General features: G+C 34.9%; 22 protein-coding genes. 13 read left to right on the forward strand and 9 right to left on the reverse strand.

Annotation, left to right across the window (positions count from 1 at the left end; translation table 11 throughout):
• Positions 1-94: 94 nt before the first annotated feature.
• Entirely contained in the window at positions 95-1,216 is a 1,122-nt protein-coding gene (ribB, locus tag ACZZ9T_RS00350; protein ID WP_463440457.1) for a 3,4-dihydroxy-2-butanone-4-phosphate synthase, read from the reverse strand.
• A gap of 66 nt (positions 1,217-1,282) precedes the next feature.
• A complete protein-coding gene (locus tag ACZZ9T_RS00355; protein ID WP_463440458.1) occupies positions 1,283-2,287 on the reverse strand; it encodes an LLM class flavin-dependent oxidoreductase in 1,005 nt (334 codons plus the stop codon).
• Positions 2,288-2,516: 229 nt separating this feature from the next.
• Between ACZZ9T_RS00355 and ACZZ9T_RS00360 the strand changes: the two genes are divergently transcribed.
• From ACZZ9T_RS00360 to ACZZ9T_RS00370, 3 genes are all read left to right on the forward strand, one after another.
• Positions 2,517-3,086 (forward strand): hypothetical protein, encoded by a 570-nt coding sequence (locus tag ACZZ9T_RS00360; protein WP_463429468.1) that lies wholly within the window; start codon positions 2,517-2,519, stop codon positions 3,084-3,086.
• Positions 3,087-3,234: 148 nt separating this feature from the next.
• Positions 3,235-3,687 carry a hypothetical protein gene (locus ACZZ9T_RS00365; RefSeq protein WP_463440459.1) on the forward strand — a complete coding sequence of 151 codons (453 nt, stop codon included), beginning with the start codon at positions 3,235-3,237 and terminating at the stop codon, positions 3,685-3,687.
• 50 nt (positions 3,688-3,737) lie between these two features.
• Positions 3,738-4,175 (forward strand): hypothetical protein, encoded by a 438-nt coding sequence (locus ACZZ9T_RS00370; RefSeq protein WP_463440460.1) that lies wholly within the window; start codon positions 3,738-3,740, stop codon positions 4,173-4,175.
• A gap of 44 nt (positions 4,176-4,219) precedes the next feature.
• Here ACZZ9T_RS00370 and ACZZ9T_RS00375 read toward each other — a convergent pair whose 3' ends face one another.
• On the reverse strand, positions 4,220-6,346 hold the full coding sequence (locus tag ACZZ9T_RS00375) for a helix-turn-helix domain-containing protein (protein WP_463440461.1): 2,127 nt from the start codon (positions 6,344-6,346) through the stop codon (positions 4,220-4,222).
• A gap of 64 nt (positions 6,347-6,410) precedes the next feature.
• On the opposite strand from ACZZ9T_RS00375, the gene ACZZ9T_RS00380 reads away from it, so the two are divergent.
• Complete coding sequence (locus tag ACZZ9T_RS00380; protein ID WP_463440462.1) at positions 6,411-6,857, forward strand: hypothetical protein; 447 nt, start codon at positions 6,411-6,413, stop codon at positions 6,855-6,857.
• 170 nt (positions 6,858-7,027) lie between these two features.
• Here the strand turns inward: ACZZ9T_RS00380 and ACZZ9T_RS00385 are convergent, their stop codons facing one another.
• Both ACZZ9T_RS00385 and ACZZ9T_RS00390 read right to left on the reverse strand, forming a co-directional pair.
• Entirely contained in the window at positions 7,028-7,543 is a 516-nt protein-coding gene (locus ACZZ9T_RS00385; protein WP_463429473.1) for a gamma carbonic anhydrase family protein, read from the reverse strand.
• Positions 7,544-7,547: 4 nt separating this feature from the next.
• A complete protein-coding gene (locus ACZZ9T_RS00390) occupies positions 7,548-8,123 on the reverse strand; it encodes a hypothetical protein (RefSeq protein ID WP_463440463.1) in 576 nt (191 codons plus the stop codon).
• A 95-nt stretch (positions 8,124-8,218) separates the two neighbouring features.
• Here ACZZ9T_RS00390 and ACZZ9T_RS00395 point away from each other — a divergent pair, with 95 nt between their 5' ends.
• From ACZZ9T_RS00395 to ACZZ9T_RS00410, 4 genes are all read left to right on the forward strand, one after another.
• Positions 8,219-9,097: a NifU family protein gene (locus ACZZ9T_RS00395; protein WP_463440464.1), complete on the forward strand. Its 879-nt coding sequence runs from the start codon at positions 8,219-8,221 to the stop codon at positions 9,095-9,097.
• A 64-nt stretch (positions 9,098-9,161) separates the two neighbouring features.
• The gene (gene hemH, locus ACZZ9T_RS00400) at positions 9,162-10,220 is read left to right on the forward strand and encodes a ferrochelatase (protein WP_463440465.1); all 1,059 of its coding nucleotides are present in this window, start codon (positions 9,162-9,164) and stop codon (positions 10,218-10,220) included.
• Between the two features lie 210 nt (positions 10,221-10,430).
• Positions 10,431-10,658: a hypothetical protein gene (locus tag ACZZ9T_RS00405; protein WP_463440466.1), complete on the forward strand. Its 228-nt coding sequence runs from the start codon at positions 10,431-10,433 to the stop codon at positions 10,656-10,658.
• Complete coding sequence (locus ACZZ9T_RS00410) at positions 10,658-10,918, forward strand: hypothetical protein (protein ID WP_463440467.1); 261 nt, start codon at positions 10,658-10,660, stop codon at positions 10,916-10,918. Before ACZZ9T_RS00405 ends, ACZZ9T_RS00410 begins: the two co-directional genes overlap by 1 nt.
• A gap of 134 nt (positions 10,919-11,052) precedes the next feature.
• Here ACZZ9T_RS00410 and ACZZ9T_RS00415 read toward each other — a convergent pair whose 3' ends face one another.
• Together ACZZ9T_RS00415 and ACZZ9T_RS00420 are read right to left on the reverse strand one after the other, a co-directional pair.
• Positions 11,053-11,637 carry a hypothetical protein gene (locus ACZZ9T_RS00415; protein WP_463440468.1) on the reverse strand — a complete coding sequence of 195 codons (585 nt, stop codon included), beginning with the start codon at positions 11,635-11,637 and terminating at the stop codon, positions 11,053-11,055.
• 101 nt (positions 11,638-11,738) lie between these two features.
• Complete coding sequence (locus ACZZ9T_RS00420) at positions 11,739-12,950, reverse strand: type IX secretion system plug protein (protein WP_463440469.1); 1,212 nt, start codon at positions 12,948-12,950, stop codon at positions 11,739-11,741.
• A 61-nt stretch (positions 12,951-13,011) separates the two neighbouring features.
• On the opposite strand from ACZZ9T_RS00420, the gene ACZZ9T_RS00425 reads away from it, so the two are divergent.
• Positions 13,012-13,650, forward strand: coding sequence for an MBL fold metallo-hydrolase (locus ACZZ9T_RS00425; RefSeq protein ID WP_463440470.1), 639 nt, complete (start codon positions 13,012-13,014; stop codon positions 13,648-13,650).
• A gap of 72 nt (positions 13,651-13,722) precedes the next feature.
• Here ACZZ9T_RS00425 and ACZZ9T_RS00430 read toward each other — a convergent pair whose 3' ends face one another.
• Positions 13,723-14,277, reverse strand: a complete 555-nt coding sequence (locus ACZZ9T_RS00430; protein ID WP_463440471.1) for a thioredoxin family protein — start codon at positions 14,275-14,277, stop codon at positions 13,723-13,725.
• 243 nt (positions 14,278-14,520) lie between these two features.
• Between ACZZ9T_RS00430 and ACZZ9T_RS00435 the strand changes: the two genes are divergently transcribed.
• The 4 genes from ACZZ9T_RS00435 to ACZZ9T_RS00450 all read left to right on the forward strand — a co-directional run bounded on the left by ACZZ9T_RS00435 (position 14,521) and on the right by ACZZ9T_RS00450 (position 21,449).
• Entirely contained in the window at positions 14,521-15,117 is a 597-nt protein-coding gene (locus ACZZ9T_RS00435) for a TetR/AcrR family transcriptional regulator (protein ID WP_463440472.1), read from the forward strand.
• A gap of 349 nt (positions 15,118-15,466) precedes the next feature.
• Entirely contained in the window at positions 15,467-16,627 is a 1,161-nt protein-coding gene (locus ACZZ9T_RS00440; protein WP_463440473.1) for an efflux RND transporter periplasmic adaptor subunit, read from the forward strand.
• Positions 16,628-16,694: 67 nt separating this feature from the next.
• Complete coding sequence (locus tag ACZZ9T_RS00445) at positions 16,695-19,874, forward strand: efflux RND transporter permease subunit (RefSeq protein ID WP_463440474.1); 3,180 nt, start codon at positions 16,695-16,697, stop codon at positions 19,872-19,874.
• A 162-nt stretch (positions 19,875-20,036) separates the two neighbouring features.
• Positions 20,037-21,449, forward strand: a complete 1,413-nt coding sequence (locus tag ACZZ9T_RS00450; RefSeq protein WP_463440475.1) for an efflux transporter outer membrane subunit — start codon at positions 20,037-20,039, stop codon at positions 21,447-21,449.
• 56 nt (positions 21,450-21,505) lie between these two features.
• Here ACZZ9T_RS00450 and ACZZ9T_RS00455 read toward each other — a convergent pair whose 3' ends face one another.
• Positions 21,506-22,102 carry a SixA phosphatase family protein gene (locus tag ACZZ9T_RS00455; protein WP_463440476.1) on the reverse strand — a complete coding sequence of 199 codons (597 nt, stop codon included), beginning with the start codon at positions 22,100-22,102 and terminating at the stop codon, positions 21,506-21,508.
• Positions 22,103-22,110 lie beyond the last annotated feature (8 nt).

Genomic DNA, 22,110 nt, shown 5'->3' on the forward strand with positions numbered 1-22,110 from the left:
TCGAAGTCGATTGTCAATTGTGAATTAGCTTCAATGTCAATTGAATGTGGTGAAAATTCACTTACGTAACAAAATAGACCATTCACTATTCATTTTAAAGCTGAACCATCTCAGTAACCTCAACTTCATAACCACCAACCTGAGGTTTTACATTAGGATTCTGAGTAATGACTTTAAATTTATTGATTCCTAAATTCTTTAAAATCTGCGTTCCGATACCGTAATCTCTGTAATTGAATGCTGCAGTAGGATGCTTTTGCTGTCCGTCTTGATAATTTAAAAACTGTTGCAATTTTCTCAATGTATTTTCGGAATTGGATACGTTATTGATAAAAATAATTGCCCCTTTTCCTTCTTCATTGATCATATTGGTTACTTTCTCCAAAAGAGGTTTTTCGCCGTTATTCAATCTCGTTAAAACATCAAAATAAGAGTCCGAAGACTGCACTCTCACCAAAACAGGCTCATCAACCGTCCAGGATCCTTTGGTTAAAGCAAAGTGAATCTGATCGTTAGAAGTTTCTCTGAAAGCTAAGAAATCAAAATCACCGTAAGCAGTTTTCACTTCTCTTTCTTCTATTCTTTCGATAAGATTTCCTTTTTTAAGCTGATAGTGGATCAAATCTTCAATAGAAATGATTTTCATATCATGTTTTTGTGCAAAAGCGTACAATTCCGGTAAACGAGACATACTTCCATCCTCATTCATAATCTCACAGATAACTCCACCCTCTTTCAAACCTGCAAGACAGGTCAGATCAATTGCAGCTTCAGTATGTCCTGCTCTTTTCAAAACTCCACCTTTCTTGGCACGAAGCGGAAAAATATGACCGGGACGCATAAAATCTGTAGGTTTTGCCTTGTCATCCATTAATGCTAAAATTGTTTTAGCTCTGTCTCCTGCAGAAATTCCTGTAGAAGTTCCGTCACCCAGAAGATCGACAGAAACGGTAAATGCAGTCTCTTTAGGATCACTGCTTCTGCTCACCATGATATCCAGACCAAGCTCATCACATCTTTTTTCAGGAAGTGGCATACAGATCAGCCCTCTTCCGTGGAAAGCCATGAAATTGATCAACTCAGGCGTTGTCAGTTCGGCAGCACATAGAAAATCTCCTTCATTTTCTCTGTCTTCATCGTCTACCACTATGATTATTTTACCATTTTTAAGGTCTTCAATTGCCTCCGGAATAGTATTTAATTTAATATCAGACATTTTTACTTTAAATTTTCGCAAAGATACTTACAAAATAAGCATCAGCCAATTAATATGAATGGTTTGTTAAGCTTCGGATAATGTGTCTGCAGCTCTTTTAATAATTTCGTATGATTCTAATCTTTTCTGATGGTCGTAGATGTGAGAATTAATCATCAATTCATCCACCTGATATTTTTCCTGAAAATCGCTCAGTTGCTCTGCTATTTGAGTCTGATCTCCTACAAAACTGAATTTCAACATTTTTAAAACCATCGCTTTCTCCATTGGCGACCAAATGTCATCCATATGATGAACAGGTAGCGGAAAAGGTTTTCTGTCGTTTCGGATGATATTGATAAATGCCTGAAATAATGTGGTAGAAAGGAAATTTGCTTCTTCTGATGTTTCTGCTGCTACTCCATTTACACAGGCAATAATGTAAGGTTTATCTAAATATTGGGAAGGCTCAAAATGCTCTCTGTAAATTTTAAACGCCATTTCCATTTGATCGGGAGCAAAATGACCTGCAAATGCATACGGTAAACCAAGCTCTGCAGCCAACCATGCACTGTCTGTACTCGAACCCAGCATATACATCGGAATATCTAGTCCTTCACCGGGAATTGCACGAACTGGCGAATTGGAATTTTCTTTAGAAAAATATCTCTGAAGTTCAAGAATCTGCCTTGGAAATTGCTCGTTGATCATCGCAGGATTTCTTCCTAAAGCTTTTGCAGTCAAGCCATCCGTTCCCGGAGCTCTTCCTAAACCAAGATCGATTCTTCCCGGAAAAAGTGATTCTAATGTTCCGAATTGTTCGGCGATAACGAGTGAACTATGATTCGGTAGCATAATTCCTCCGGAGCCGACTCTGATTTTCTTTGTTCCGTTGGCGATAAAACCAATTAGAACTGAAGTTGCAGAACTGGCAATACTTTCCATATTATGATGTTCGGCAAGCCAGAATCTTTTATAATTTAAATTTTCAGCAAAGTTCGCCAAAGACAGACTGTCCTGAAATGTATCATTGATGCTTTTTCCCTGCTTTACGGGAGCAAGGTCTAAAACAGATATTTCAAAATTTTTCATATTGATTTGTTTTTTCTTCAAAAGTGATGCTTCATCTCTTTTGTCAATTTCATTTAAAATTAATTTGAAATACAAATTTAGAGCTATTAAACTGCATTAGTTACTTTTTGTAATTGATAGGAATAATGGTTGTGGTGTGGGAAAAACTATTGAAAAATAATTTCGAAATCGATTTTATATTTCGAAATCCTTATTATGTATATTTGGTTATCCAATAATATTAAAACAAATGAAATTTCTATATACAGCAAGAGGAAAATATGATAAACACAATTATGATAATTTTTCTTGGAATGAATATAAAGAGTGGTCAAAAATTATTCATCTAGAGGAACTTGTTTCATTAGATGGAATGTTAAATGAAATCTTAGTTGAACCCGATTACAATAATGAAGAGGATTGGAATTTTATTCATACATATAAAAAGTATCAAACTGGTTTTTTCACAGATTTAGATTTTGTATTTAAGCGCTTAATTAAAAAAGAGGATTACAATCTTCTTGCAGTCGTTATTGAACCCACTAAGCCATGTGAAATTATTGAATTAGAAAATTATGAATTTATTGGATATGATTTATTGGATCAGGATTTTTCTATTAGTGCTTTAACAAATTGCGGAGGTTTTGATGAAACATTTCTGCCATTTGAGCTTAACACAAAGGGTTTGCTTAATGATTACCAAAAAGCATATTACATAAAAGAAAAATTATTAGAAAACAATCCTTACGAACATCATGCGGACACGAATGTTATTGCGGTTTGGCGTCATAAAATAATTGGGAACACAAAAAACAATTGATTAAATGGATCTATCAAAAGGTAATATTGAATTCAAAATAAAAAGCCAGAATTCTGAAATAAATCAAGAAAAACATTATTCACAATAAAAATTCATTAACATTTAGTCACATATAATTTATAAAAATATTTTTTAATTATATTTAGCCATGCAATCAAAGATAATGTACATCGAAAACAAATCTCAAGGTCATCACGGATTGGCTTGGATTGGTTTTGTAGAATTTTCAAAATCTGGTCAAACGGTTTATTTTAATAGAAAAGGATTGAAAAAACTGAAAAACCCAGGAATTAATGCCAATCATTTTGACATCGAAACAGGTGAAGAATATTGGGTTTCTGGTGTTAAAAAGAATGGACAAAATAGGCATTGGTGCGGTGGGGGAAAAATTATGATCGATAAAAGTTCGATTGATGAATACTTAAAATTGGTTGATTTCACTACAATTGACGAAAAGTATTTTACAGTCATTGAATTTATTAAAACTGAAAAGATAAGATTTAACGAACTTGAAAATTCAGAGACTGAATTTAGAAACGAAAGCCGTTCTGCTAGCTTCTGGGACAATAACAAGAGAAAGTTAATCTTAGATTTAGTCTAGCTTTAATTTAATTTTCCAGCCAACTTTACATTTTTGCTTAAAAATATTTTATGAAAAAAATTCTATTCTTACTCTGCTTAATATTATTAGTAAGTTGTTCTTTCAATCAAACGTTCTCCAATAGAGAATCTGATAGAAATGAAGCAGAAGAGATTTCCAATAAATTTTATTGGGAATTATCTTATGGCGGAAATCAAGATAATCTTTACAAACTTTTCGGGGATCAGTTTTTCGAAGTAACAAGTAAGGATAAACTTAATGAAATGAATCTTACTCCTCAGAACGAAATAGGACAGGTTCAGGATTACAAGTTAGTGAAATGGGAAACTTTTGTTGTAAAAGGCAGTAATCCCAAAAGTGAGTATGTATTGACCTACGATGTAAAAAGAGAAAGAGGAAAAACGCAGGAAACATTCTCAATGAATAAAAAAGATGGGGAAATAAAAATAGTAGGTTATCGGATAAATCAGGACTTATTGGATAAATAATTGTTAGGTAATGTAGAAAAGGTTGTTATCACAACCTTTTAATATTATTTCCCTTTCTCCTTCAAAAAATTAAAATGATTAATCAAAATTCTGATTTCATTAAAATCAAAATCATTGGGTAATGCCGTTTTCCATTCGTTTAAAGTTTCTTTTGGATCAGTTTTAAATGCTTTTTCGAAGGTTTTGATTTTATCAGAAGTGATTACTCTCGCCAAATCAAGCAAACCCTGTTCTGCAAACTTTGCCAGATGTCCCAAAACAGTTTCTTTAACCAAACCTCTTTCCAAAGCAATTTCTGAAATTGTTTTTCCCTGTTCAAACAACTGAAACGTCAAAACCTGTGAAGGAACTTTCGCAATCTTCATACTGATTTCTTTATCGTTTTTTTCGTCTAAAAGTTTCGTTTCCAGGAGATGAGAAGTTTTTAAGCCATTCAGATATTCTTCAATATCTTCGAGCCAGCTTCTCAATTCTTCATTGTAGTTTTTCAGACCTTTCACTCCTTTTATTTCAGAGTAAAACTCTTTCAACGGACTGAATATTTTATCTTTTACTTCATTAAAAAAGAAATTGACGGCACCTTTGGTTTTACTTTCAATCTCGCTCCACTCTTCAGTCTGATTGATGAAATTGTTAACTTTCTGAAAAATAATTCGCTCTAATTTTTCAAAGATTTTACCAAGATTAACAATGTCACGTTTTAATTGAAGATACAATTGTTTAGATTTTGAATGGTCAATACTTTTTGTGGTTATCGAAAGATTATTCCAAAGTTCAACTTCCTTCAACAGCCATTGAGAATCGACTGAACGAAGTACTTTTCTGATGCTGTAATCGTATTTTTCTTTATTAATAATATCTTCTACATGATCATTGGCAAAAGTATCACCCTGAAATTGCAGAATTCTGTTGTCTTTAAAGATAACTTCAGGAGTGATTTTAGATTTTAAAACAATTCCCTCTAAAGTTCGGCAACGAGACAGAGCAACGTAAACCTGACCTGCTGTGAAACTTTTTCCGGCATCAATAATCACTTTATCAAACGTCAAACCCTGACTTTTGTGAATGGTCACCGCCCAAGCTAATTTAATTGGAAACTGTTCAAAACTTCCTAAAACTTCTTCTTTAATATTTTTTTCGCTGTCTAAAGAATATTTTTTCTGTTCCCAGACTTCTCTTTTTACGGTAATTTCTCTTTCGCTTCCGTCAAGAATAACCTTGATTTCTTTTTCGTCTAAAGCAGAAATTTCTCCTAATTTTCCGTTAAAATATTTTTTCTCACCAGATATATCGTTTCTGATAAACATCACCTGAGCACCAATTTTTAGTTCTAAAAACTGTTCGTTGGGATATTGGTTCTCCTTAAACTCACCAAAAAGTTTAGCTTCAAATGTAGCTGGAGAAACTTTCAGTTCCGCTAATTTTTGCTGATTGATATCGTCTGCCAATTTGTTGTGCGAACAGAGATAAATATAAGATTCTTCATCCGCATTAAAATCAGGGTTAAATCTTTCATTTAAATGTTCAAAATCGATATTGGCAACGTCACCGTCACGGATCGCATTTAAAATTTCAAGAAATTCTTCATCAGTCTGCCGGTACACTTTCGTCAGCTCAATCGTCAGCAAAGGAATATCTTTTATGGCAAGACTGTCAAAAAAGAAAGGCGAATTATAAAACATTTTTAAAATATGCTCATCTCTCACCACGGGCGGAAGTTGATACAAATCTCCTATGAACAACATCTGGACACCTCCAAAACGCTGATTATTTCTTCGGATAAAACGCAGAGAAAAATCCATCATATCCAAAACATCCGCTCGTAACATCGAAACCTCATCAATAATCAGAACCTCAACCTCACGCAAGAGTTTGAGTTTGTCTTTTCTGTATTTGAAATGAGACATCAGATCGGCAATATTGTTTCCTAAACTGCCATCAATTCTATCTGTCGTCGGCAAAAAAGTACGCAAAGGCAACCCAAACATCGAGTGTATGGTTACTCCACCAGCATTAATTGCTGCAATACCTGTAGGTGCTACAACAATATGTTTCTTTCTGGTTTTTTTTACAAATTCGTTTAGGAATGTTGTTTTCCCGGTTCCTGCTTTTCCGGTGAGAAAAACGCTTCGGTTGGTATGTTCTATTAAGTCAAAAAAATGATTATTCATCGCTGCAAAATTACGAAAAATGAAAATAAGGAACGAAATTTGATGCCCACTAAAAAAATTAATTATGCAAAATTGGTTGATAAAATTTCCGGCAGTTATTTTATTTGCAAGTCTTACAATAGTTTCGTGTAAATCGGCACAAAGCAATGATCCTGCAGAAATGCCTAAAGATATTTCAGAAAGACCTGCAGATGAAAGCGCTCAGAAATATGATGAAGCGCAGCTTGATAAGTTAAAAGCATCAATAGAATCAACAATTTCTAGAGAAAAGTGTACCAATGCTGCAGATTGGACATTTTCACCAATAGGAACCAAAGCTTGCGGCGGACCGGTCTCTTACATTGCTTACCCTAAGAAAAATGAAACAACCATTCTTCCAAAAATTGAAGAATATACGCAGAAGATGTCTGAATTTAATAAGAAATACAGCATTGTCTCAGACTGTATGCTGGCTGCAGAACCAACAGGTGTAAAATGTCAGGGAGAAAAAGCGGTTTTAATTTATCCTTAACTTATAGGTTTTAAACATCATAAAAGCTCTGACTAAATGCGGTTCAGAGCTTTTGTTTTTATTTGGCATACCTATTAAGTTTTGGCTAAAGCCATAAGATGATTCTTTCATTGAAAATGGGCTAAAGCCCATTCTATTGAATCAATGAGTGGAGGAATTTCTATGAATAATTATTCTTTATACCAAGAAGAATATTTCACATAATTATTTGCAATTCTATTCACTTCACCCTCTAATAAAGCAGAAGAAATATCTTTTATCTTTCTGGCAGGTACTCCTCCCCAGACTTCGCCCGATTTGATATGGGTTCCCTGCGTTACAACAGAACCTGCGCCAACGATAGAATTTTCTTCAACAAGACAATCATCCATTACAATTGAGCCCATTCCGATCAAGACATTGTCTTTAATTCTGCATCCGTGAACGATGGCATTGTGACCTATTGAAACATTATTTCCGATTTCTAAAGGGAACTTTTCGTACGTGCAATGCAACATAGCGTTATCCTGTACATTTACTTTGTCTCCCATTTTGATGTAATTTACATCACCTCTGATGACTGCATTATACCAGATACTGCATTCTTTTCCCATCACCACATCACCTATAATAGTTGCAGTTTCTGCCAAAAAAGTATTTTCTCCTATTTGCGGTGCTTTTCCTAAAAGTTCTTTTACAAGTGCCATATTTTTATTTTGAAAATTTAAATTCTTTAACTGGAATCCAATAATAATTAGGTTTAAAATTCTGAAATTCTGATTTAAAACTAGAAACTTTATTATAGTTTTTTGCAGAGACTACAATTCCGTCTATGAATCTTTTAGATAAAAAATAGAACTTATCGATTCCCGAAACCTTTGCTGCGTTTTCATCTCCTTCAGATGCATTCTTTAGAAGCCAACCAATATCATGTGTCATTTCAGCACACATTAGATAATCTGCAGCTTCAAGCTCAAAATGAGCAAACTCAAAATCTACATTCATATTCCTCAAATATTCATAAAAATAATTTCTAATCCTATAAAAATTTGGTCTTTCAAACAAACTCATATCTACACCTACATTTCCTAATCCATTTATAGAAACCGATAAAACATAAAGTTTTTCTTCCAAGATTTTATTATCTGCGTGCTCACATACAAAAGAGCCAAGATTTACATTTTTCTCCGGAGACAGTACAATTTTTTGATTGACGAAATCTTTGCAACACAATTCTGCATCTTCATTATCAGTAAAAGTAATTCCAAAAGAATAATTCAATCCCATAATATCTAAATTAAGCTCATAGCTAAAATCTAACTCTTAACCTCCGACTTCTAAGTTCTAAATCCGTATTTTTGTATCTCAAATTTAAAGAAAAAATGCATACTATTCTTATAGAGCCAACAGAAAACCCGAAAGTGATGAAATTTGTAGCTGATTACAATTTGATTCCGGGATCATTAGAGCTGGACAGAAATTCAGATATATCAGAAATTCCTTTGGCACAGGAGCTTTTCAACTATCCTTTTGTCGATAGAATTTTCGTTACTGCCAATTTTGTTGCGGTTGCAAAACAAGATACTGTAGAATGGGAACATATTGCCGAAAACCTGAAAAATGTAATTGAGGATGAGCTTTTGGCCAACCCAAGAATTTATCTTCAGAAGAAAAAGGAAATGATTCAAATCTATGCAGAAATGACTCCAAATCCTAACGTGATGAAATTCGTTTCTAGCAAAGTGCTGATGGAAGGTTTTGTAGAAGTAAAATCAAGAGAAACTTCAGAAGGAGTTCCTTTAGCTCAGGCAATTTTTAAAGAATTTGATTTTGCTAAAGAAGTTTTCATTTCAGATAACTTCGTTGCAGTAACCAGAGATAATTCTGTAGAATGGCATCAGGTAATGATGGCGGTTCGTGGTTTGATTGCAGAATATCTTCAAAGCGGAGGAGAAATTTCAAATATTGTTGCTCAGAAACACGAAAGTCCGGTTGAAAATATCATCAACAGAGATTACACAGACAACGAGCAGAAAATTTCTGATATTTTAAATGAATATGTAGCTCCTGCAGTAGAAAATGACGGGGGAAAAATTTCATTAATAGAATATGACGAAGCCAACAAAACTGCAAAAATGCTTTTACAAGGCGCTTGTTCTGGTTGCCCAAGTTCTACTGCTACTTTAAAAGGTGGAATTGAGAACATTTTAAAACAATTTGTTCCCGATTTAGTGGAACACGTAGAAGCTGTAAACGGATAGTTTAGTTAATAGTGTTCAGTTGATGGTATTATTTTACAACTGACAAGAATAAAAAAACGAAAATTTGAAAACCAATAACCAACAACCAGCAGCCAACAAGCAAAAGGGAATATTATTAGTCAATCTCGGATCACCAAGATCTACCTCTGTACCAGACGTAAGAGAATACCTTGATGAGTTTTTAATGGACGAAAAAGTGATCGATTACAGATGGTTTTTCCGTGCACTTTTGGTTCAGGGAATTATTCTCAATACAAGACCTGCGAAATCTGCAGAAGCCTATAAAACAGTCTGGACAGATGAAGGCTCTCCTTTGATTGTCATCACTCAGAAAATCCAGAAAAAACTTCAAAAACTGGTTGATGTTCCGGTGGAAATCGGGATGCGTTATGCACAACCAAGTATAGAAGCGGGAATTCAGAAGTTAGTAGACCAAGGCGTGACAGAAATTGTTCTTTTCCCACTATATCCGCAATATGCGATGAGTACAACTGAAACGGTGATTGAAAAAGCAGAAGAAGTAAGAAAGAAGAAATTTCCGGGAATTAAAATCAATTACGTACAGCCTTTTTACAATAGAGAAATTTATATCGACTGTCTTGCAGAAAGCATTAGAGAGAAACTTCCAGAAAATTTTGATGCATTACAGTTTTCATATCACGGAGTTCCGGAGAGGCATATCTATAAGACAGATCCTACAAACACCTGTAATCTGAATGATTGCTGTTCTCGTGAGAATAATCCAAGTCATCAGTTTTGTTATCGCCATCAGTGTTTTGATGTGACCAATTCTGTGATTAAAAAACTGGGTTTGCCAAAAGAAAAAGTAATGGTGACTTTTCAGTCCAGATTAGGGAAAGATAAATGGATGGAACCTTACACTGATGAAACTTTGGAAACCATCGGCAAAAAAGGAATTAAAAACCTTGCCATCGTTTGTCCGGCTTTCGTTTCTGACTGTCTGGAAACTTTGGAGGAAATTTCTGTGGAAGGAAAACATCAGTTTGAACATGGGGGTGGAGAAAACTTCCACTATATTCCTTGTCTGAACGATGAAGACCGCTGGATTGATGTTGTAAAAACACTCTGCGAGGAAAAACTGAACGAGTTTTATTTCGTTTAAATTAATTTTTAAAAGATATAGAGGCATTTGAGAAATCAGATGCTTTTTTAATTTATTTCCTAATCACCCCCCTAAAAAAACATATTGAATCAATAAAAACATATTTATTGTAAATAAATTAAAAATTAATAGGGGTTAGTTTGGTTATTTATTATTTTTTTGTACTTTTACCCTATCAAAAGATAAGAACAATTTAAAAATTTAGAAATAATGGACTCAAGCATAGAAATTCTAAAAAGAAAAATTGAAAGTTTCACTCCCGAACTTGCAGAAGCGTTTATTAGAATCGTGGATAATTTAGATACAACTCCAAAATCTAATGTACCACAATTTCAACTGGATGAAGTTTCTACCAGAATTCAATTTCACACAGAAAATCCCGCAACGAAGCTCGATTTCTTTGAGAACATTTCTGAATTAGAAAAAATCTGCGCCTAATGAAAGTGCTATTGTCATCAATTGCAAGAAATGACATTAGAATGCTGATGCGGGTTTTCAATGCTGAAGAACAAAACAAAGACAAGTATTTTCTGGATGATTTGAAAGAATCAATTCATACTATCTTAAGCAACTGCGAAAATCTGGACATAAAAAGCAAAGAAATCCAGGTATATAAAACCGAAAGATTTCCTGTTGATATTCATTATTTATTTGAAGATAACGACAGCCTTTTTATCACTGCAGTTTTTAAGAATTGAATAGAAAAATTAATAACTTTTTTGACATTATTATATAGTTTGATTTTATCTGTATAGGTCTTGTACACCTTAAGCAGCAACCTTACAAATGGAAAATTTGTAAGGTTTTTTTTCTTTTATAGTAATTGACTATTTTATTCTTCAATGACATCCTTAATAATATTGCTCCAAACAACAGCATAATTGTCTGCAAAATCTTCAACTTGTTTTGAATTTGCTTTACTCCATTGTCTTTTATAAATATAATCAACATAATGTCCAATCTCATGCAAGAGTAATTTCTCCAGATAATATTTTTTGTAATTTTCAAGTGTCCATTGCAAGTACCAGAAATTTTTGCCTTTAATTAAGTTATTACAATAATTCTTATAAAAACCAAGTTGTTTTGTTGTAGGTTTAATTTTTCCAAAAATCATTCTGTTATCTGTAGGAACGGCATAAAGTTTTATCAGAAATACTCCACTTCCACAAATAAATTCTCCTTGCACAGTTTCACTTTTCAGATATTCTGATTTTTTTACTTTACCTAGCCAAATATGTGTTAAATACTCGACATGCTCAATTGGAAGTTTTTTCAGCGTTTCTCTGATTTCTTCAACTGTAACCGGAAAATAGAAATCTCTTGAAGTATTTTCAACTATAAAAATTGGTGTTTCCTGATCATTTGTTGGTGGTAGAAGATTGTGCTTCCTATTTAAGATTCCATCAGCAATTTTCAAACTTGTTCGACCACCATGAACATCGCTAAATTTCCTATTTTTTTTCCAGTGATGTTTCTTTACGATTTTGCTTCATAAGCTAAAGCTTGTTAACATATATCTTATCTCACCGGCGTTCTGAATTCCCCATAACCCAACAATCCGTCATAATTTCTTCCGAAAGGTTTATAATACAAAAATGCCTGGTACAAATTTTCCGTCTGCCAGAAATTTCCATTAATTTCCCCGAAATTCAAAGAACCGTTTGCTTCTTTTGTAGCGAGAATGTAATTATAGAAACCTTGTTTCAGAAAAATTTTAGCCACATATTTTTTACTTTCTGCATCGTAAATCATTTGAGATTCTTTGGTCGCTTTAAAATTATTAAAGCCTCCTAAAACATACAGCTCTTTATCCATAGGTTCAGAATCTAATGAGAAATGCACCCAGGAATAATCTGCTTCTCTTTCTGCATTTCTTTCTTGTCCCAAATCATTTCTTCTGTAATAAAAAGCTCCGTTTACGTCGGGTTGATACTGATAATTCAACGGATATGCCCAAACCGGATGAAGAAAAGTCTGATTTACACCATCAATAATTCCTGTTTCACGAACCATGTCTGCTGCCATATCCATGTTTTTATTATCGAAATAATAAAATTCATTATTTCCGGGAAACACAATACTCATCTGCTGAAACAGAATTTGACTTCCCAACGTAGAGCTTGGTTTAAGATTATTCACCGTCATGTGCATATTGTTATTCTGCATCACGTTCAGCGTCATAGAATTGACATTTGATGACATATCTCCACCTTTTGAAGTCGCCTGTACTTCAACTCTTTGGTTCACGTTGGGGTTTCTTGCATCAGAAATTCTTGAAATATTCAAAGCTAAATTTACCTGATCTTCAATTAAAGAAAATCTTTTGGTAAAAAGTGGTTTGTCCGCAGAATCTTTGTAAACGATGATTTCGAAATTTCCGGATATTTTTGGTCTTATTTTATCGTTTGGAAAATTCAGTTTATAATGTGTGTAAGGCTGTATTGTATTGAAAGAATATTCAAATTGATCCAGCAATGCGTTCATGCTTCCATTGGCAATTTCGGTAAAGAAAAGATTATCGTCCTGCCAGTTTCTGTCGTAATGTTTGATGGTGTATCTGTAAATGGTACTTGAGTTGGTTAAATCATCAAAACTCAACACCAACTGTTGATTCATATTAATGACCGGGGTTTCGTCATTGGTTTGGGGATTAAACAACTGAATACTTTGAATGTTCTGACCAAAAGCCAAAGAACCTAAACTGAATAAAAATATCTGCAACGTTTTCATTATGACGAAGATAACGAATCTATCAGGAATATTGTATTTTTGAGAAAAAAATATTCAGAATATGTTTCAAATACAAGCCTTTGTGTTCAATTTTGCAAGTGAAAATACCTATATAATTTTTAATGAAAACAAAAATGCCTGGCTGATCGATCCGGGAAATATGAATGAACAGGAAACCAAAACCATTGAAAGTTTCATCAGAGAAAATGAATTAAAAATTGAGAAAATCATTTTAACTCATGCTCACATTGATCATGTTTTGGGCTTACAATGGGCTTTTGACACCTTTAAAATTCCTGTAACCATGCATGAAGATGACAAAGAAGTTTTGGATATGTTCCAGATCAGCGGAATGAGATTCGGATTTCAGTTTGATCACATCAACGTAGATTTAGAATATATCAATGAAGGAGATGAAATTGATTTTGATGGCGAAAAATTTAAAATTTATCATGTTCCGGGACATTCTCCGGGGAGCCTTGTGTATCACAATGAAAATCAGAAATTCATGATTTCCGGTGATGTTTTGTTTGAAGGAAGTATCGGAAGAACAGATTTGTTTAAAGGAAATTACGAGCAGCTAATTAAAGGAATTAAAACCAAACTTTTTATTCTTGACGAAGAAACTCAGGTTTTTTCAGGTCATGGAAATCCTACGACGATAGGTTTTGAGAAACAGTATAATCCATTTTTGAAATAAAAGCTTAAAAATAATAAGTAAAAAAACCGCCAGAAAAATCCGGCGGTTTTTGTTTTACTTTAAGATGGAAATTTATTTCCATTTAATATTGCATCCGATACTGGGTCTTTGAATTTCTTCCTGTGGCTCACCAATCAATAAGTTTTCGAAAGCGATGATTAAATCTTCACCCGTCACCTCTTTGTGATTACCCGGTCTCGAATCATCCATCTGACCTCTGTAAATAAGATCTAATTTATCATCAAAAAAGAAGAAATCAGGAGTGCAGGCTGCGTTGTATGCTTTTGCGATCGCCTGACTTTCGTCGTATAAATAAGGAAAATCAAAATTTCTTTCAATCTGAAATTCAATCATTTTTTCCGGAGAGTCTGCAGGATATTTTTCTACATTATTTGAATTGATGGCAATAAACTCAATTCCTGCCTCATGATAATCTTCATACAATTCTGTCAGTTTATCTATGATGTGAAGCACAAACGGACAATGATTGCATATAAAGATAACCAAAGTACCTTTTTCACCTTTCAGATCATCTAATGACTGAACTTCGTTGCCGGTTGATGGGTTCGGAAGTTCAAAAAACGGTGCTTTTGTACCTAATGCCAACATATTTGAGGGAGTATTCATATCTTTTTTATTTGACTACAAAGATAAAGATTTCTTTTAGTTGTTGCTAAAACAATAATCTATTGAGCCAGCCTATGTCACTTATTAATTTTTACAATAACTTATCCCAGTTCCCATTCCGTCAACTTCTGGCAGATTACAAAAGTTTGTTAAGTGTTACGTTATTAGTTAAATTTCAAAAATCATTTGGTTGGTATAGAAAAATGTTTGTAGTTTTGCTAACACTGTTAGTAAAATAAAATCATGGGTTTACATGAACGTCGTCAAAGAGAAAAAGAATCTATCCGGGCAAATATTTTGCAGGCTGCATTCTCTTTGGCAAAAACTGACGGTTGGGCATCGCTTTCTATTCGTAAAATAGCTGATGCTATTGAGTACAGTGCTCCTGTAGTGTATGATCATTTTGAAAATAAAGAGGCTATTCTGTATGAAATTTCTATCAATGGATTCCACTGTTTGCAAATAGAATTACTGAAAGCTCAGAAAAAACATGAAACTCCAGAAGATCAGCTGACTGCAATTGTAGATGCGTACTGGAATTTTGCATTTAAAAACAAAGAGTATTATCAATTGATGTTTGGTCTTGGGATGCAATGCAGTGGAAAAGGTCTTATGAAAGAAGAGTTCTCGTCTTTTCAGGATATGATTTTTGACTGTACATTCGAAATTATTAAAAAGAAAGGCTCAAACCAAGATAATGCCTGTCACTCATCTCATGCTTTGTTCTCTGCAGTTCACGGATTAATTTCTATTATGATGATGAGAAATGACGACATTCCTTCAACAATGAATAAAACAACATTAGACGAAACGGTTTCGGCTTTTATTAAATCTTTGTAAATTTTTTTTGAACTAAAAGTTAACACCGTTAGTAAAAGTAACATGGAATAATTAACATAAATTCAATTTTAAATTAAAAAACCTTCAGAATGAAACATAATTTCTTTACACTAATTCTTGCAATCTTATTTCCTTATCATTAACACTGTTAAGAAAAATAACACTGTATTATCTCTCTCTTATTAAAATCAACATTAAAAAATTGTAATCATGGAAATTACTTAATCCGCAAATACAAATTATGTGAATTTTTTTTAACACATCAATTAACACTGTTAGAAAATATAACATTATTTAAAACTTATCAACATTACTTAATCAACACTTCATTAAAAAAATAAAACTTAAAATGAAAACAACTGCAAAAACAAAAATAATTGTACTTATATCGAGTATCATTTTTTTACAGAGTTGCACAAAAGCCGCAGAAGGCACGAACGCTGCTCCACTTGCTCCTGAATTGCCTGTTTATACTGTTACCACAACTCCTGCTACTGTTTATCAGGAATTCCCAACTGCGCTGGAAGGAAAAAACAATGTAGAAATCAGATCCCAGGTGGATGGATATTTAGATAGAATTTATGTGGAAGAAGGTGCTTATGTAAGAGCCGGACAACCTTTATTTAAAATAGACTCCAGAGCTTATGGTGAGCAAATGAATATGGCTCAGGCAAATTTACAGGTTGCCAATGCCAATATTCAGAAAGCTAAAGTTGAAGTTGACAGACTTCAGCCATTGGTTGCCGCAAAAGTAGTTTCTGATGTACAGTTGAGAACTGCAAAAGCAAATTATGCAGCAGCTGTTGCAGCAGGATCACAGGCAAAAGCTTCAGTCGGCGGTGCCAGAATTAATGTAGGATTTACCACAATTACAGCACCGGTAAGCGGATATATCGGGAGAATCCCTTACAAAAAAGGAAGTCTGATTTCCAGAACAGATGCAAGTCCGCTGACTTTATTATCAGACATCAGTGAAATCTATGCGTATTTCTCTTTAAGCGAACTGGATTTTATTGGATTCCAGAAAAAATATCCCGGAGCAACACTCAACGAAAAACTAAAGAATATGCCAATGGTAGACTTAGTTATCGCTGATAACAGCACTTATCCTGAAAAAGGAAAAATGAGTATTGTAGACGGACAGTTTGACAAAAGTACAGGAGCAATAAGCGTTCGTGCGATTTTTCCAAATGCTAACGGAGCTTTGAGAACCGGAAATACAGGACGAGTTCGTATGCCACAATTGTTCTCCAACACGCTAGTTATTCCTCAGGAATCAACATTCGAAATACAAGATAAAGTCTACGTGTATGTTGTCGGTAAGGATAAAAAAGTAACCTCAAAACCTATCACGATCTCAGGAAAAACAGACAGCTATTATTTTATTTCTGAAGGACTTGCCAAAGGTGACAAAATCGTTTATACAGGAATTGGAGCCTTGAAAGATGGGGTTACGATTCAGCCGAAAGCTATTTCTTCTGACAGTCTTTTAAGAGCGAGACCTTTGTAAAAAGCGTTTAAACTTTTAATACAAAAGTCAGAAAAGCGTTTAAACAACATTAAAAAATAAACTTCTTATGTTAAAAAAATTCATAGATAGACCGGTACTTTCTACGGTTATCTCCATTATACTTTTGCTGTTGGGAGCAATGTCGGTTTTCAACCTTCCGATTACGTTATTTCCCGATATTGCGCCGCCTAGTGTTCAGGTGACGGCATTTTATCCGGGAGCGAATGCAGAAGTTGTTGCCCGTTCTGTCGCTGTTCCTATTGAAGAGGCAGTGAACGGTGTTGAGAACATGACGTACATGACCTCAAACTCCAGTAATGACGGATCAATGACCTTAAGCGTATTTTTCAAACAAGGTTCAGATCCGGATAATGCAGCGGTAAACGTTCAAAACCGTGTTTCAAAAGCGATGAGCCAGCTTCCGCAGGAAGTTGTACAGGCGGGAATTTCAACGCAGAAAGTTCAGAACAGTATGATTATGTTTATGGGACTTTCAAGTAATGACCCTAAACAATATGACGAGCTTTTCTTACAAAACTATTTGAAAATCAACGTCATTCCACAAATACAGCGTATCCCGGGAGTTGCTCAGGCTCAGGTTTTCGGAACGAGAGATTATTCAATGAGACTTTGGCTGAAGCCTGATCGATTGGCTGCCAACAATCTTTCTCCGCAGGAAGTTTTAGCCGCAGTAAAAGATCACAACTTAGAAGCTGCTCCTGGTCGTCTGGGACAAGGAAGCAAAGAAACTTACGAATATATTTTAAAGTATAAAGGTAAATTAAATAAAAATGCAGATTACGAAAACATCGCCATCAAATCAAACAGTGACGGTTCGTTTTTAAGATTAAAAGATGTTGCAAGAGTAGAATTTGGTTCTTATACGTACACCGCAGCCAATAGAATGGACGGTAAACCTGTAGCAGGATTTGCAATTTTGCAAACCGCCGGTTCTAATGCAAATGAAATTTTAACTGATATTGAAAAGCAGATTGAGCAGATGAAAACTACTCTCCCTAAAGGAGTTGAACCCATCATCATGTACAATTCCAAAGACTTTTTGGATGCGTCAATTCATCAGGTTGTAGAAACTTTAGTGATTGCATTTGTCTTGGTATTTATTGTAGTTTTTATCTTCCTTCAGGATTTCAGATCTACATTAATTCCTGCGATTGCCGTTCCGGTAGCAATTATCGGTACATTCTTTTTCCTTCAGGTGTTTGGTTTCAGTATCAATATGCTGACTTTGTTTGCATTGGTACTCGCCATCGGGATTGTGGTGGATGATGCAATTGTCGTTGTAGAAGCCGTCCATTCAAAAATGGAGCAGACAGGAATGCCGGTCGAACAGGCAACTACGAATTCAATGAGTGAGATTTCCGGAGCGATTATTTCGATTACCTTGGTGATGTGTGCGGTATTTATTCCGGTTGGGTTTATGCAAGGTCCGGCGGGAGTTTTCTACAGACAGTTTGCCTTTACTCTGGTTATTGCAATTATGATTTCAGCGGTTAATGCATTGACACTGAGCCCGGCTCTATGTGCATTGTTATTAAATGATCCTCAGGGAGAACACGGTGAACACAGTCAGAAAAAAGGTTTTGGAGCGAAGTTTTTTAATGCGTTTAACAAAAGCTTCAACAACATGACCAGAAAATATATTTACAGCCTTAAATTTTTAATTAAAAATAAATGGGTTGCCGTTACAGGTTTAGCGTTGATCACAGCGGCTAGTGTTTTCTTAATTAATAAAGCTCCTACAGGATTTATTCCTACTGAAGATCAGGGATTTGTTTTGTACGCAGTCAACACACCTCCGGGAAGTTCATTAGACAGAACGCACAGAGCAACTGAACAGATTGACAAAATCATTAATGGCGAAAAAGCAAAAAATCACCTTTGGGTTGCAGATGGAATGAACTTCATCAGTAATTCTAATGCTTCTCCGTATGCTGCAGGTTTTATTAAACTGAAAGATTTTGAAGATCGTGGCGAAGTAAAAGATCCTGATCAGATTGCAGCCGCCTTGACAGGAAAAGTGGCACAGGTAAAAGATGCCAATGCATTCTTCTTCAACTTCCCTACCGTACAGGGTTTTGGTAACGTTTCCGGGTTTGAATTTATGCTTCAGGATAAAACCAACGGTTCTTTTGAACAATTGGGTACAACCACTCAGACCTTTATCGGAGAACTGATGAAACGTCCGGAAATTGCTTTTGCTTTTACAACGTATGCAGCAGGAAATCCTCAATACACGATTGATGTGGACACCGATAAAGCCAATCAGTTGGGAGTTTCTGTAACAGAATTGATGCAGACGATGCAGATTTATTACGGAAGTAGTTTCGTTTCAGATTTCAACAGATTTGGAAAATACTATCGCGTGATGGCTCAGGCAGATATTCCTTACAGAACCGATGCCAATTCGATGGAAGGAATTTATGTTAAAAATAAAACCGGCGAAATGGTTCCTGTAAAAACCTTAGTTACCTTAAAGAGAACTTTCGGACCTGAAACGGTTTCAAGAAACAACTTATTCAATGCGGTGACCATTAACGGAACTCCAAAACCTGGCTACAGTACCGGAGACGCCATCAAAGCCGTAGAAGAAGTTGCTCAAAAATCACTTCCTCGTGGATACGGTTACGAATGGACAGGAATTACCCGTGAGGAAATCAAAACCGGTGGACAGACTGCTTTTGTATTTATGTTAAGTATTTTGTTTGTGTATTTCCTATTGGCAGCTCAATATGAAAGTTATATCCTTCCGTTTGCCGTTATTTTAACCATACCAACAGGGATTTTCGGAGTATTTGCTTTCACAGGATTAGCGGGAATTGACAATAATATTTACGTTCAGGTTGGTTTAATCATGCTCGTCGGATTATTAGCGAAAAACGCAATTCTGATTGTAGAATTTGCAGTGCAGCGAAGAAAAGCAGGAAAAACATTGATTGAATCAGCTCTTCAGGCTTCCAGATTACGTTTAAGACCCATTTTGATGACTTCGTTTGCATTCATCATCGGTATGCTACCTTTAGTTTGGACGCAAGGTGCAGCAGCAAAAGGGAATCATTCAATCGGGATCAGTACTGTTGGTGGAATGTTTACAGGAGTTGTATTCGGAATTTTCATCATTCCGGTGATGTATGTAATCTTCCAGTATTTACATGAAAAAATGCCAAGCAGAAAAAATAAAAGACTTCTAAAAAAACAGCAGGAAGAACTTTTAGCAACAGCACATTAATAAAAAATGATTAACAAAACTTTGAGATTTGAAATTCAGACAAAATTTTTCTTCAATTTAATTTTTAAGAATTTCTAAAATAAGCAAAATATTTTCTCCTACTAAAGACAACTTTGCTTAGTACTCAAAGTTTTGTGATCAATTAAATATCATATTTTAATTATGAAAAGAGTAAAAAATATAATCATGGCTTTTGGAATTGCATTAGGTGCAGTTTCCTGTGTGCCGAAATTGGCATATCAGGAAACGAAACCTGAACTTCCCGAAACATTCAAATACACTGCGACCGCAGACACCGCAAGTATAGCCAACCTGCAATGGAAACAGTTTTTCAACGATCCTATTTTACAGGATTTAATAGAAAAAGGAATTAAAAACAACTACGATTTACAAATTGCATTAAAACAGGTTGCTTCCTCACAGGAAAAACTGAAACAGGCAAAATACCTTCAATATCCTGATGTTGGTTTCGGAGTTTCTGCGCAGATTTCAATGCCGTCAAAAAACAGCATGAACGGACAAAGCTTAAATTTATTTTTAGGTCAGGATCATGTTGAAGATTATAATGCTGCCTTTAATTTATCTTGGGAAGCAGATATTTGGGGGAAAATAAAAAATCAGCAGGAAGTTTCTAAAATGCAGTATCTTCAGACCTATGAAGCAACAAAAGCCATTCAGACACAGGTGGTTGCAGCTATTGCTCAGGGATATTACAATTTATTGATGCTTGATAAACAATTACAGATTGCAAAATCAAATTTAGACTTGAGCACTAATACCCTTTCTCTTACAGAAAAATTGTGGCAAAGTGGCGATACGACTTCTTTGGGAGTTCAGCAGGCAACCGCTCAGAAGCAATCAACAGAACTTTTGATTACCCAGCTGGAACAAAATATTGCCATCCAGGAAAATGCTTTGAGTATTTTAATTGGTGAAAATCCAAACAAAGTCAACAGAACGATAGAAATGTCTGACACTTCTTTACCACAGGATATTTCAGCAGGACTTCCTGCAGCGATGGTGAGCCGCCGTCCTGATGTTCGTCAGCAGGAATTGGTTTTATTAGAATCTAATTCAATCGTAGGAATTGCTCAGGCAAATATGTATCCTGCATTGAAAATCACAGCAAACGGAGGTGTCAATTCATTTAAAATTGATAATTGGTTTCAGATTCCGGCATCATTGTTTGGTTCTGTTTTAGGAGGATTAACTCAGCCTATTTTTCAGAAAAGACAGCTGAAAACAGATTTGAATGTTGCTAAAATTCAGAGGGAGAAAAACGTTCTAGCGTTCCGTCAATCAGTTTTGAATGCTGTAGGAGAAGTTTCTGATGCATTGGTTTCTAACGAAAGCTTAAAAGTTCAGGAACAAAAAGCCAGTGAACAGGTGACAACTTTAAAAAACGGAATCAAAAGTGCCGAAATGCTTTACAAAGGTGGAATGGCAAATTACTTAGAAGTGATTACAGCTCAGGGAAATTCTTTACAGGCTGAACTGAATCTTGCGTCTGTGAAAAGACAGAGATTAAGCAGTATTGTAGATTTGTACAGAGCTTTAGGAGGCGGTTGGAAGTAGTAAATTAATTATATTGTTTGAAGTGCGGTCTTTAGGGATCGCATTTTTCTTTTGAATTATGGCGTACTTTTTCCAAATTTTTTCTGAACAGCAGAAACCGTTCCCGTAACTGAAGAGTTTTTGATCACAAATATATTGTCAAACTGAGCATCGTTGATCTTTGCATCTATGTTATTATTGCTTAATATTTTTACCATCTCAGGAATTGTATTGGAATGTCCTGCAATGACCACCACTTTTCCCCGATTCTGCGCAAGAATATTCTCAATGAGTTGCTGTGGAGTTTCTTTGGGCGAATATTCTTTAACAGAAATTTTTTTTTCTGCCGCCAATGGAGCAACTGTTTGATGGGTACGGTTAAACGGAGTCGTAAAGATCGCATCTACATGTACATTTTTTAATAAATTTTTCAATTCTTCTGCTCTCATTTTTCCGGCAGCACTTAAATTAGGATCATTTCCGATATTTTCTTTTTCAGCATGACGCAGCAAAATCAATACGGTTTCGGTACTTTTTATCTGTGATTGTAAAGGAATCTCTAATAGATTTTCAGAGTTTAACGAAGTAGCAGTCTTGATTTCCTGGCCAGAAATTCTTATGCCTATTACAAAAAGGATAACCAGCAATAAACTCGAAATAGATTTTTTCTTCATGATGCAAT

The organism is Chryseobacterium sp. AC417 (assembly GCF_979258215.1).